The following is a 13,838-nucleotide window of genomic DNA, read 5'->3' on the forward strand; positions in this document are numbered from 1 at the left end:
TAATTTCTCATATGTATCTAATAAATAACAAGCGGACCTTTTATGTGGCAGGAATGATACTCTGTGTAGCCTGTGGCAACAGCAAAAAGCAACAGCAGCAGGCCGCTATGATGGGGAAGATGAAACCTACGGTGGTAGCTGCGGAAGTGGTTCCTGCCGTTTATACCGTAGCAGAAAAATTTCCTGCTACCCTCCTGGCGCATGATGTAGTGGAACTCCGCCCGGATGTTTCCGGCTACCTCGAAGCCATCCGGGTACAAGACGGTAGTAACGTTACCAAAGGGCAGGCATTATATGATATAGACAGAAGTCGTGCTGCCGCTGCATATGGTCAGGTAGCCGCTACCCAGCAACAGGCGGAAGCCGATCTGGCACAGAAAACACGTGATTACGAAAGATATAAGTCCCTGCTGGAACATGATGCCATCTCAAAACAAACGGTAGACCAGGCCTACACAGCCATGCTGACATCGCAGGCCAATGTGGCCGCCGCCAAAGCATCAGTGGCCAAAGCCGGTACGGATGTGAACCATGCCATCGTAAAAGCACCGGTAACCGGTAAAATAGGTATCGTCCAGATTAAAGTAGGAGATATCGTGAATGCCGGCCAAACACTGATCAATACTATCGTCAACGAACATCCCATGTTTGCCGATATGGATATTCCACAGTCCCGGCTGCCGGAATTTCTCCGCATCCAGAAAGGACAGGGAGATGAAAAATTCTTTATTCAGTTTGGTGATGGTACCCGATACGGAGAAGAAGGGAAGGTGCTGACGATCAATAATATCGTTGATGCCCAAACCGGAACTGTCCGTGTGCGGCTCGTGTTTCAAAACAAAGATGATATGCTAAAATCAGGTATGAGCATCGTGGTAGTGATGCAATATGGTACCCCGGCCACCCAGCTGGCTATCCCTGCAAAAGCTATGATCCAGAATTTATCTGAAACCAGCGTGTATACGATCAGCAAAGACAATGTGATCGGGGCCAGGGATATTGTGCCGGGAGCCATTACAGATACCATGCTGCTGATCAACAGCGGATTGAAAGCCGGCGACAGGATAGTGGTGGAAGGTATACAGCGGGTGAAACCCGGAGACACTGTCAATATTGCGGGAGCAGGGGCACCGGCAGGAGCACCGGCAGGAAAATAATAATACTAAATCACCATCACAGTATGATCTCAAAAACATTTATAGAGCGCAAGAATACTACTATCGTAATTGCTATCATCATTGTGATTGTAGGGCTCATCTGCATGTTTAACCTACCCATTGCGCAGTTGCCGGATATAGCACCACCAGTAACAGATGTAAGGGCCAGTTACGTAGGAGCCAACTCCACTACGGTAGAAGAAACAGTGACCACCCCCATAGAAAACCAGGTAAACGGTACCCCCGGCGCCATGTATATTCAGTCCGTGAGTGCCAACGATGGATCTATGAGTATTACTGTCACCTTTAACCTGGGTACCAATCCCGATATCTCTACGCTGGATGTACAAAACCGTGTGAGCCTGGCGTTGCCAAGTACACCGGATGAAGTACGGCGTGTAGGCGTAACAGTGAAGAAGCGGTCCAACGATATGTTGATGGTAATTGCGTTAAACTCTCCCAAGGGAAAGCACTCCCGCGAGTTCCTGGATAACTACATGAACATTTACCTGAAACCGGAGCTGGCACGTATTGTAGGAGTAGGTGATGTGAATGCCTTCTCACAGGATTATAGTATGCGCATATGGCTGAACCCTGATAAGATGGCCGCCCTCGGCCTGACTGCAGGTGATATCGCCGCTGCCATTAGCGAACAAAACCAACAGGTGCCTGCCGGTAGTATCGGTGCACCACCCATGAGTCATTCACAGGCATTTGAATATACCGTAAGTGTGAGAGGCCGTTTGGCTACCTCAGAAGAATTCGGCAACGTAGTAGTGGCTAAAAGTAAAAACGGCAGCCTGGTAAGACTGCGGGACGTAGCCCGTATCAACCTCGGATCTTTTACCTATTCCATCGAAGCCAAAGCAGATGGTAAAACAGGTAGCGGTATGGCAATTTACCTGTCTCCCGGCGCCAATGCGCTGGATGTAAACGACAAGGTAATGACCAAGATGGCGGATATGGCAAAGAATTTTCCGGAAGATGTGAACTGGCTGGTGCCTTTTGAAACCACGTCCTTTGTGCGGATCTCTATTGAGGAGGTAATCCAGACATTTATTGAAGCCCTGATCCTCGTGGTGATCGTGGTATTTATATTCTTACAGAACTGGCGGGCCACACTGATTCCTATCCTGGTAATTCCGATTTCCCTGATAGGTACCTTTATCTTTTTCCAGCTACTCGGTTTTTCCATCAATACCCTGACCCTGTTTGGTTTTGTGCTGGCCATCGGTATTGTGGTGGATGATGCCATTGTGGTGGTAGAGGCGGTGCAGCATCATATAGATGCAGACCTGATGTCGCCCCGGGATGCCACCTTTAAAGCTATGTCGGAGGTACAGGGACCGGTAATTGCCATCGCACTCATCCTGGCAGCGGTATTTGTGCCCGTGGCATTCATTCCCGGTGTAAGCGGACGATTGTATCAGCAGTTTGCCTTAACGATCGCCTTTTCCGTGTTGTTGTCTGCATTCCTGGCGCTGACCTTTACACCTGCATTGACGGCCATCCTGTTAAGACCTGCACACCTTACCCAAAAATCGCATGGTCTGAATAAGATCTTCTTTAAATTTAATGAATGGTTTACGCGGGTGACCAATAACTATGGAAAAGGAGTGATGTTCTCCATCCGCAAAACTCCGGTGGTACTCATTATCATGGGAATCATATTTGCCGTAGCCTTTTTCCTCTTCAAGAAAACACCGACTACCTTTGTGCCCCAGGAAGATATGGGTGCCCTGTATATAGCACTGGAACTGCCGGAGGCCTCTTCTACTGAAAGAACAAAAGAAGTGGTGGCACAGATCAGTGATATTTTATTGAAAGATAGTGCTGTTATACATTTCTTCGGCATCACCGGTATCAACTTCGTGGCCAATGCCACCAAACCCAACTCCGGTACGTTTTTCGTGAGCCTCAAACCATGGGATGAACGATATAAGCATGGCGACAATATAGGCACTGTATTAGGCCGTATACAAATGGCGACCAGCAGAATTATAGGGGCCAATATTATTTGTATTCCGGCACCAACGCTGCGTGGTTTGGGTACTTCGGGTGGGTTCTCCTTTATATTGGAACAACGAAGTAATCCGGACATCAATCAATTCCTGCAGGTAATGGGGCAGTTCCTCATGGCAGCCAATCAGCGGCCGGAAATTGCCAGGGCATATGCTTTTTTCAGCGCCAATACCCCACAGTTTAACGTGGATGTAGATCGTGATAAATGTAAGCAACTCGGTGTAGCCGTCAGCGATGTATTTAATGCGCTGCAAACATTCCTCGGAGGACTTTACGTTAATGACTTTACAAAGTTCAGCCGTAGCTTCCGCGTGGTGTTGCAGGCAGATTCATTATACCGTACCAGCATCAATAACCTGAGTACGTACTATGTCAGAAATAACACAGGGTCGATGGTGCCACTCAGCGCATTGATCACCACCAGAAAATCAGCAGGTGCGCCGGTAATCAATCACTTTAACCTGTATCGTTCCGTTGAAATTGATGGAGATAGTAAAACAGGCTATAGCAGTGGTGATGCCATCAATGCACTGAAAGAAGTGGCGGCTAAAGTATTGCCTGAAAACTTTGGTTATGAGTGGGCCAACGTATCATTGCAGGAAATTGAAGCAGGTAATAGTAGTGTGCTCATCTTCGCATTATCTATCCTGTTTGTATTCCTGCTGCTCACCGCCTTGTATGAAAGCTGGTCGGTTCCGTTCTCCGTATTGCTGGCGGTACCCATTGCATTATTTGGTTCCATCCTGGCACTGTCGTTAACCAAACAGGCCAATAGCGTATACTCTCAGATCGGGTTGATTACCCTGATTGGTCTGGCTGCGAAAAATGCCATCCTGATTGTTGAGTTCTGTAAAGAACGTGTAGACAGGGGGATGCCATTGCTGGACGCTACGCTGGAAGCCGTGAAGCTGCGTTTACGTCCTATTCTGATGACTTCCTTTGCCTTCATATTAGGGGTGTTGCCACTGTGTCTGGCGAAAGGTGCAGGTGCTGCTTCCCGTGTTAATATAGGCTTCACCGTAGTAGGAGGTATGCTGGCAGCTACTTTACTGGGTATTTTCACGGTCCCTGTATTGTATGTACTCATCACCAAGATGGCTTATGGCAAGAAGAAACTGGCCGACCTGGAAGCGAATGGTAATGAAGACAAGAAACCTAAAGGTTTAGGAGAATAACCTAACTTCATTATCATGAAAAATACGGAACGTTTTAGCACACGGGTAGATAACTATGTAAAATACCGGCCGCATTATCCTGTGGCCATTATTCCATATCTGGCTACAGAAGTGGGTTTAACGCGCGATACCATCGTGGCGGATATTGGTGCCGGTACCGGCATCTCTGCTCAGCCTTTCCTCGATAATGGCAACAAGGTGTATGCGATAGAACCCAATGCAGAAATGAGAGAGAAGTCGCAGCAATTACTGCAACGCTATCCGGGGTTTTCCGCATTGGCAGGTGCTGCAGAACATACCACCCTGCCGGCAGCATCTATAGACCTGATTGTTGCGGGGACCGCTTTTCACTGGTTTGATCAAACCGCTACGGCCACGGAATTCAGACGCATAGGCCGCAAAGATGCCCATGTTGTACTGATGTGGAACGTAAGACAGGCGGAACTGCCTTTCGAAAAGGGCTATGAAAAACTCCTGCACCAGTTTGGTACCGATTATAAAGACATGCAGCACAGAAACGTAGGGACGTCACAGTTAGCCGCGTTTTTTCAGCCTGACACCATCCACGAGAAGACTTTCCAAAATGCACAGATCTTCGATTTTGCTGCGCTGAAAGGACGGCTGTTGTCTTCTTCCTATGCGCCTGAAAAAGGCCACCCTGTGTATGAAGACATGATCAAAGCCCTGGAAGACCTGTTCTGGAAATACCAGGAACAGGGCATGGTGAAGTTTCACTATGAAACGAAGGTGTATACAGGAAAAGTCTGAACGCGAGTTTTTGTCCAGGGTTGTACTGATTTTGATGATTTCCGGATTTTTATTTTTAGGATTATAAATGATTAAAAGATGAGAGGAGATATAAGCGTATATAGTTCGCTTATATCTCCTCTTATCTTTTTAAATTATCAAAAATCACAAATAAAAAATCCTGAAAATCAGTATCATACCGGACAAAGACAAGCATCCGCTATGCCAGGCTATTATACAATATCTCCACCGGGTGAAGGGCTTTCACCCCGGTTCCATCTTTTACCTGATGTCTGCAGCTGGTGCCAGGAGCAGCAATGATAGTACCGCTGGCAGCATTACGCACCGCCGGGAACAACACCATTTCACCTATTTGCATACTCAGGTCATAGTGCTCTTTTTCATAGCCGAAAGACCCTGCCATACCGCAACAACCGGAAGGAATCACTTCCACAGAATAGTTCTGTGGCAGTGACAACATCTTTTTACTGTGCAGTGCAGAAGACAACGCTTTCTGCTGACAGTGGCCATGTAATTTAATATGTTGTTTATCACTGGTAAACTGTGCGGCAGTGATATGTCCTTTGTCGGCTTCTGCTGCCAGGAATTCGTCTATCAGGTACACATGTTTCGCCAGTGCTTTGGCGGATGCGCGTAAATTTTCACGTACCAGGTCTGGATATTCATCCCGGAAACTCAGTATGGCAGAAGGTTCTACGCCGAGCAGCGGTACGTTTTCGTTAATAACGTTACTGAATATACGAACATTATTCTCTGCATATTCGCGTGCTTTACGCAGGAGTCCTTTCGACATATAAGCGCGGGCACTTTCAGGATGTTCGATCATTTGAACATCATAGCCCAGGCGGTGCAGCAGTTGTACGGCTTTGATACCGATAGCCGTATCGTTATAGTTGGTGAACTCGTCACAGAAAAGATATACTTTTTTATTACCGGTAGCACCTTGCTTTTCTTTGGGCCATTTTTCGTTGAACCATTTACGTAAGGTGGTGTTGTGCAGGCCTGGTAAGGAGCGTTTCGCGGCAAAGCCGGCGAATTTACGGATGATGCCTCCGGTAAAGGAATTATTGATCATGGCATTGTATACTCCTGGTGCAATAGCTGCCAGTGCCGATAATTTGGAGTAGTTGCCGATCATTTTAGCCCGCATCGGTACGCCGTTGGCATCATAATAATGCTGCAGGAATTCCATTTTCAGCTTGGCCATATCTACGTTGGACGGGCATTCTGATTTACAACCTTTACAAGCAAGACAAAGGTCCAGCACCTCATAAATTTCCTTATGATCAAAGCGGTTTTCTTTGTTGCTATGTGTCAGGAATTCGCGGAGGATATTTGCCCTGGCGCGGGTAGTATCTTTTTCATTCCGTGTAGCCATATAGCTGGGACACATGGTGCCGCCGCTCAGTTGTGTTTTACGGCAATCACCGGAGCCGTTGCACTGCTCGGCATGTTGCAGCATGGTTTGTTGCGGGAAATGAAAGATGGTTTTTATTTCCGGCACCTGTTGTCCAGGCTCGTAGCGCAACATACTATTCATAGACGGCGTGTCTACGATCTTGTTGGGATTGAAAATATTTTCCGGATCCCAGGTATATTTAATCTGTCGTAGTAGTTCATAATTTTTGTCGCCCACCATCTGTTTGATGAATTCACCCCGGAGCCGGCCGTCACCATGTTCTCCACTGAGGGAGCCATTGTACTTTTTAACGAGGGTGGCAATTTCTTCGGCAATTTTGCGGAACAGTAAATTTCCTTCTTCTGTTTTCAGGTTGATGATGGGACGGAGGTGAATTTCACCGCTACCGGCATGTGCGTAGTGGACAGCGTACAGTTTATATTGCTGCAGGATATCGTTGAAATCACGGATAAAGTCAGGCAGGTCTTCTACTGCTACGGCGGTGTCTTCAATCACCGGCACGGCTTTTTCATCGCCGGGCAGGTTGCTGAGCAGGCCCAGACCCGCTTTGCGGAGTGCCCATATCTTTTTGCTGTCATCGCCGAAGAGGAGGGGGAAGTGGTAACCCAGTCCTGCTGCGCGCAGGGTAGCTTCCAGTTTGCCGGCAATCTCCACTACTTCTTCGCGGGTGTTGCGGCAAAACTCCACTACCAGGATAGCGCCGGGATCTCCCTGTACAAAGAAGCGGTTTTTGCTCTGCTCGATATTATCCTTGGTACATTCCAGTATATAATGGTCAATCAGCTCGCTGGCGCTGGGCTTATATTCCATCACCAGGATGTTGGCGCGGAGTGACTCATCAATATTATTGAAGTGAATGCAGATCAGGCCTGTTTCTTTGGGAGGCAGGGGATCTACATGCAGTTTTATTTCTGTCAGAAAAGCGAGGGTACCTTCAGAACCTGCTATCAGCTTGCAGAAGTTGAAATCTTCTGTGCCGGCGGTGAAGGGGTTGGTGTCCAGCAGCATGTCTACCGCGTAGCCGGTATTGCGGCGGGGGATGCTTTTCTTTGGGAACTCTTTCCTGATCTCGGTTTGGTAGCTGTGGTTACTCAGACTGCTACGGATCTGTTTATAGATCTTCGTTTCCAGGGTATCAGGGCCTTCGCATTTCTGGTGGAAGCTTTCGGCATCCATGCTGCCGAAGGTCACTTCTTCGCCGTTGCTTAGCAGGGCTTTTACTTCCAGAAGATGTTCGCGGGTGCTGCCATATACCACGGAGTTGGAGCCGCAGGAGTTGTTACCTACCATGCCGCCTATCATGGCGCGGTTAGCCGTGGAGGTTTCCGGGCCAAAGTAAAAGCCATGTGGTTTCAGGAACATGTTGAGTTCATCGCGGATCACGCCTGGCTGTACACGTACCCAGCCTTCTTCTTTATTAAATTCCAGTATGTTGGTAAAGGTGCGGGATACGTCGGTAATGATTCCGTTGCCTACTACTTGTCCGGCTAGTGAGGTGCCGGCCGTACGTGGGATCAGGGAGGTTTTATTTTCACGCGCAAAGCTGATCAGTGTCTTCAGATCATCGATATGCTGCGGAATAGCTACTGCCAGCGGCATTTCACGGTATGCCGATGCATCAGTGGCATAAAGTGTTCGCATGGTATCGTCTGTATAAAGCTTGYCTTTCAGTTGCTGGGCCAATTGCTCTAGCTTGTCGCGCATCATTTTTAGTACCGGTTTTGAAAGGGCGAAATTAATATTTCAGTCCGGCTTTTTCATGCCTTGTAATGTATTCGTCAAAAAAAGCACTATTCTTTTACAAATTGGGGCTTTTTTACTTGTAGGCCGCAAACCGCTTCCAGTTTATCAATCAGGTATACGGCCAGCTCGGGGGATTTGGCCTCATCGTGCATGTGCATGAAAAAATATACTTCCTTCAAACCGTTGTCCAGCCAGTATTTGATGCGGTTGGCCCAGTCATCGATCCGGGTATAATCGGTAGGATGCAGGCTATTGCCTACAAACCGGATAAATATTTTGGGGATGGTCAGGTACATATGTGCCACATCCCTTCTGCCGGCGGTGTCGGTGATAATGATGCCTACATTGAGTTCCCGGAGCTTTTCAAATAGTTCCAGGCGTACGGCTTCATCCTCATACCACGCTTTATGCCGCAGTTCTACAAAAAACTGCAGGTCTTTCGGCAGGGAGGCGAGGTATTCGTATAGGTATTCCCGTTTGGCCGGGCCATATTTATCACTCAATTGTAAAAAAATAGGTCCCAGGTGAGAACCGAATGCCAGCACGCCTTCCAGGAAAGACGTGGTTTTGTCGCCAGCGCTTACCAGGTTGCTGAAATGACTGATACTTTGCGGTACTTTGGGGCAGAACTTAAAATCCATGCCCTGGGCTTTCACATCCCATTTGGAAATGGTAGCCGGTCCATATATCTGGTAATGGGTAGCATTGAGCTCTATGCTGTTGAAGTGTTTTACATATTCCCCGAGGAAATCGGCCTCCTTGGTACCTTTGGGATATATTTTCCCTATCCATTCCTTTCTGCCCCATTTGGCGCAGCCCAGGTAGGCCAGCGGTTTTTTGACGGGCTTGCCTTTCAATACCTTCTTATTAAAGGCAGGTTCTGCAGGCAATTTAAAATCAATGTCTGATAATTCGGGAGTAGGAACACGACCAAAATCCATAACAGGCGCTTTTAGAGGATGAACACATGACAATAAGGAATACAAATATACCCCACGGATTTTGTCTTACCCAGGATTATACTGATTATACTGATTTTTCCGATTTTCTTTTATGATTTTGGAAGATAACTGTGGATATAACCACAACTATCTCCGCTAATCTTAAAAATCACAATAAAATTAATCAGGTAATCATCAAAATCAGTATAATCCTGACCCAGACAAAATCCGCGTTAAAATAAATTCCGTCTCCCCCTTTGTTTTCTTATTTTTCCAAGGTAACTTAATAAAGATTATCAATTATTTAGCATGGAGATTTTACACATTAGCGCGGAATGTTACCCGGTAGCCAAGGTAGGTGGACTAGGTGATGTGGTGGGGGCATTACCCAAATATCAGCACCAGTTAGGAAATTTTGCCAAGGTAGTGGTGCCCGCCTACCGGACCAAGTATTATGACACCCACGAATTTGATGTGGTACACCAGGCTGGTATGTGGCTGGGGCACGACTGGTACCATTTCAATGTATTAAAAGAACGCAGCAACGAACTGGGTTTCGACCTGTACCTGGTGGATATTCCCGGTTTGCTCGATACCCCTGGTGTATATGGCTATCCCAATGATACGGAACGCTTTCTGGCCTTCCAGGTTGCGGTGCTGGACTGGATCAACGAATGGCAGCATCAGCCGGATGTGATCCATTGCCATGATCACCATACAGGGCTCATCCCTTTTCTGTTGAATTATTGTTACAAATATGCCCGGCTGAAAGATATTCCGTCTGTACTGACTATTCATAATGCACAATACCAGGGCCAGTTTGGATGGGATAAGCTATACCTGCTCCCTTCTTTTGACCTGTGGAAGGCAGGCTTACTGGATTGGGGTGGCGCCATCAATCCGCTGGCTGCCGCTATCAAATGTGCCTGGCGCGTAACTACTGTTTCGCCGGGTTACCTGGAAGAACTGTTTTCTAATGCCAACGGCCTCGAAAGCCTGATCAGCCAGGAAAAAGCGAAGATGGTAGGGATTCTGAACGGAATCGATACCCTGGTATGGGATCCCGCTACGGACCATATGCTGGTCCGGAATTTTGATATTGATACCGCTGTAGCCGGTAAAGAAGAAAATAAACAATTGCTGTGTGAACGCTTCGGATTGGATGCAACTTTACCGCTGATCTCCTTTATAGGCAGACTGGTAGGAGATAAGGGCGCAGACCTGTTACCTGAAATCATTGGGCGCTCGCTGCACGAACTGCCCGGAGAAGTCAACTTCCTCGTTCTGGGGAGTGGGGAACCACATATTGAGTGGTCATTGCAGCAAACGCGTCAGTTGGTGAGCTATGGTTTCAATGTACATATCGGGTACGATGAATCTTTATCCCATCTTATTTATGCGGGCAGTGATTTTCTGTTGATGCCCTCACGGGTAGAGCCTTGCGGGCTGAATCAGATGTATGCCCTGCGTTATGGAACGGTGCCGATGGTGCGCAGCACCGGGGGATTGAAAGATACCGTCACCGACTTTGGAGATAAAGACGGTGTGGGGATTCGCTTTAACCAGGCAGGTGTCTGGGATGTTTGTTACTCGGTTAAACGGGCGATAGAATTGTATCATGATGCCACACATCTGGAGGAAGTACGTTTGAGAGGCATGAACATTGATCATTCCTGGGGCAGTTCTGCACAACGTTACATTGACATGTACAGCAGTATGAAATAGTTTAGAATATTGAATGATGACTTTCTAAAACCAATTCCCATTATGACTAACGATGTAATATCCATTATTCTCGGAGGAGGGGCCGGCACCCGCCTGTATCCGCTTACCCGTCGCCGTTCAAAACCAGCGGTGCCTTTAGCCGGTAAATACAGACTGGTGGATATTCCCATCTCCAATTGTTTGAATGCTGAACTGAACCGCATCTTTGTATTGACGCAGTTTAATTCGGCCTCCCTGAACAAACATATCAAGAACACTTATCACTTCAGCAATTTTGATAAGGGATTCGTGGATATCCTGGCAGCTGAACAAACACCCGATAACCCTACCTGGTACCAGGGTACAGCGGATGCGGTAAGACAATGTATTCATCACATGGAGAACTTTGAGTTTGAATATATACTCATTTTATCCGGTGACCAGTTGTACCAGATGGATTTTAAGAAGATGATCCGGCACCACATCGACACCCGCGCGGAGATCTCTATTGCCACCATTCCGGTAAGTGCCAGGGATGCTTCTGATTTTGGTATTCTTAAGGAAGATGACAAAGGCGCTATCGTTTCCTTTACAGAGAAGCCTTCCCAGGCCGTTTTGCCACCATGGGCTTCTGAAGTAAGTGAAGAAATGCAGAAAGAAGGCCGTGTATACCTGGCCAGCATGGGGATCTATATCTTCAACAGACAGGTACTTTTTGATATGCTCAATGACCAGCCGGAAGCTGCCGACTTTGGTAAACAGCTCATTCCACAGGCCATTGAAGCCAAACGCAGGATCTTCAGCTACCAGTATGAAGGCTATTGGACAGACATCGGTAATATTGAGTCGTTTTTCGAAGCCAATATCGGACTGACTGATGAAATCCCTTTATTTAACCTCTTTGACGAATCTCAAACCATCTACTCCAGGGCCAGAATGCTGCCTCCGGCAAAAATTTCCGGGACCATGGAGAAAACAATGATTGCAGATGGTTGTATTATAATGGCAAACCGCCTCGAAAGGGTAGTGGTAGGTATACGTACCCGGATCGGTAAAGGCTCTGAAATCAGTAATGCCTATATCATGGGTAGCGACTACTATCAGACCCTGGAAGAAATTGAAAATGCCAGGGCAGAAGGACGACCTACCATGGGCATTGGAGAGAACTGTATTATTAATAACGCCATCATCGATAAAAACTGCAGCATCGGAAACGGCGTACATATAAATGGCGGGAAACACTTAGCTGATGGGGACTTTGAGAAATATACAGTGAAAGACGGCATTGTTGTTGTTAAAAAGGGAGTTGTCCTGGAAGACGGATTCAGTATTTAACAAAACGAAAAACATGCGATTGTCAATAGAGCGGAAATCCACAAAGATTTATCCTGATCTGAAGCGCGTAGTAGCGAGATTTTTTTTCAATGGAGAGGCCAGGGCTAAATCTATCATTCAATTGGTAGCTGCTATGGGCGATCCGGAGGTAGACATAACGATTATGCCTATACTAAGAGAATTTTCCCGACGCCACAGGAATATTACCCGAATTTTTGAAAGACATGCAGACCGGCTGCGACACCTGTATCCCGGCTTGCAGATTGATTATGAAGGACTGTCGCTTAAACGGAAATTACTGACAGGCTCCTATTTTACCAACGAATATTCTATTGAATCTGCTGCTTTTTTTAATCCCTCCCTCATCGAAGATGTAGATCAGAGCGGTTTGGAAGAAGGACAGAAACGTGTGATTATGAGCTTCCGCGCAGTGGGAGAAGGACATGTGTCCTCCATTGCCTTCAGGTCTGGTATCATTGATAAGAACAATGAAATTTCCCTGATAGCTCCGGGCAATTACGTAGATGAAGCGGAAATTATCCGCAACTCCATCTACCGGAAAAATACTTTTTTCCAAAACGCCGCTTCTATCAGGTTGCCAGATTCAGTCATGCAGGAAGTACAAAATAGCCTCCCCGACCAGTTTGAATACCTCGCTCTCAAGAAAGTGATCCGGGAAATGCAGCAGCGTTTCCAGGTAGATCACCTGCTGAAAAAAGGACTGGAAAGGATCTTATGGTTGGCAGACTCTTACTATGAGCTGAATTTTTCACTGGATACAGATCTGTCCGATCGTGTTATTTTTCCCTACTCTGATGCAGAAAGCAGGGGGATAGAAGATGCCCGCTTTGTGAAGTATACCAGCGAAAACGGTAGTATTACCTACTACGCTACCTATACCGCATATGATGGAATTACTATCCAGCCAAAGCTACTGCAAACGAAAGACTTTTATAATTTCAAGATCATGCCCCTGTATGGAGAAGGCGCACAGAACAAGAACCTGGCGCTGTTTCCACGCAAAATAAACGGCAAATACGTCATGATCTCCCGTATTGATGGTATCAATGGATATATCATGTATTCTGATAAAATCAATATCTGGGAAAACCCGCAAATACTGCATACACCTAAATATGCGTGGGAATTTGTACAGGTAGGTAACTGTGGTTCTCCCATTGAAACACCGGAAGGGTGGTTAGTGATTACCCATGGAGTAGGACCTATGCGTACGTATTGCATTGGTGCCAGTCTCCTGGACCTGGAAAACCCGGGCATAGAAATAGGTCGCTTACGTGAGCCCCTGCTGATGCCCAATAAGGACGAACGTGAAGGGTATGTTCCCAACGTACTGTACTCCTGCGGGTCTATGATCCACAACGATGAACTCATTATTCCGTATGGCTTATCCGATTATGCTTCGGGATTTGCCACAGTAAACCTCGAGAAATTGCTGTCGCAGATAAAAGCAGACGGCGTATAGATAACCGTTATTCGTTAAAAGGGGGTATCTCAAAATGACTTTGAGATACCCCCTTTTTCTTCTGATTATCGGTCAAACCACTTAAATGAA

The 13,838-nt window shown here is 46.8% G+C and carries 8 protein-coding genes; 6 read left to right on the forward strand and 2 right to left on the reverse strand.

All coding sequences use genetic code 11. The features are described 5' to 3' along the window. Window positions 1–11 precede the first annotated feature (11 nt). From AB4Z08_RS23550 to AB4Z08_RS23560, 3 genes are read left to right on the forward strand one after another with little or no spacing between them, the layout of a single operon-like run. Window positions 12–1,157, forward strand: a complete 1,146-nt coding sequence (locus AB4Z08_RS23550; RefSeq protein ID WP_441576243.1) for an efflux RND transporter periplasmic adaptor subunit — start codon at window positions 12–14, stop codon at window positions 1,155–1,157. Between the two features lie 23 nt (window positions 1,158–1,180). Then, window positions 1,181–4,354: an efflux RND transporter permease subunit gene (locus AB4Z08_RS23555; RefSeq protein WP_441576244.1), complete on the forward strand. Its 3,174-nt coding sequence runs from the start codon at window positions 1,181–1,183 to the stop codon at window positions 4,352–4,354. A 15-nt stretch (window positions 4,355–4,369) separates the two neighbouring features. Beyond that, the gene (locus AB4Z08_RS23560; RefSeq protein WP_441576245.1) at window positions 4,370–5,122 is read left to right on the forward strand and encodes a class I SAM-dependent methyltransferase; all 753 of its coding nucleotides are present in this window, start codon (window positions 4,370–4,372) and stop codon (window positions 5,120–5,122) included. Window positions 5,123–5,321: 199 nt separating this feature from the next. Here AB4Z08_RS23560 and AB4Z08_RS23565 read toward each other — a convergent pair whose 3' ends face one another. Next, window positions 5,322–8,246 carry an FAD-binding and (Fe-S)-binding domain-containing protein gene (locus tag AB4Z08_RS23565; protein ID WP_441576246.1) on the reverse strand — a complete coding sequence of 975 codons (2,925 nt, stop codon included), beginning with the start codon at window positions 8,244–8,246 and terminating at the stop codon, window positions 5,322–5,324. A gap of 86 nt (window positions 8,247–8,332) precedes the next feature. Next, the gene (locus AB4Z08_RS23570; RefSeq protein ID WP_441576247.1) at window positions 8,333–9,226 is read right to left on the reverse strand and encodes a DUF72 domain-containing protein; all 894 of its coding nucleotides are present in this window, start codon (window positions 9,224–9,226) and stop codon (window positions 8,333–8,335) included. 309 nt (window positions 9,227–9,535) lie between these two features. Between AB4Z08_RS23570 and AB4Z08_RS23575 the strand changes: the two genes are divergently transcribed. From AB4Z08_RS23575 to AB4Z08_RS23585, 3 genes are read left to right on the forward strand one after another with little or no spacing between them, the layout of a single operon-like run. After that, window positions 9,536–10,951, forward strand: a complete 1,416-nt coding sequence (locus tag AB4Z08_RS23575) for a glycogen synthase (RefSeq protein WP_441576248.1) — start codon at window positions 9,536–9,538, stop codon at window positions 10,949–10,951. Window positions 10,952–10,993: 42 nt separating this feature from the next. Next, a complete protein-coding gene (locus AB4Z08_RS23580) occupies window positions 10,994–12,265 on the forward strand; it encodes a glucose-1-phosphate adenylyltransferase (RefSeq protein ID WP_441576249.1) in 1,272 nt (423 codons plus the stop codon). Window positions 12,266–12,278: 13 nt separating this feature from the next. Then, entirely contained in the window at window positions 12,279–13,748 is a 1,470-nt protein-coding gene (locus AB4Z08_RS23585) for a glycoside hydrolase family 130 protein (RefSeq protein ID WP_441576250.1), read from the forward strand. Window positions 13,749–13,838 lie beyond the last annotated feature (90 nt).

This window comes from Chitinophaga sp. RAB17, from assembly GCF_052114225.1.
Taxonomy (GTDB): Bacteria; Bacteroidota; Bacteroidia; order Chitinophagales; family Chitinophagaceae; genus Chitinophaga.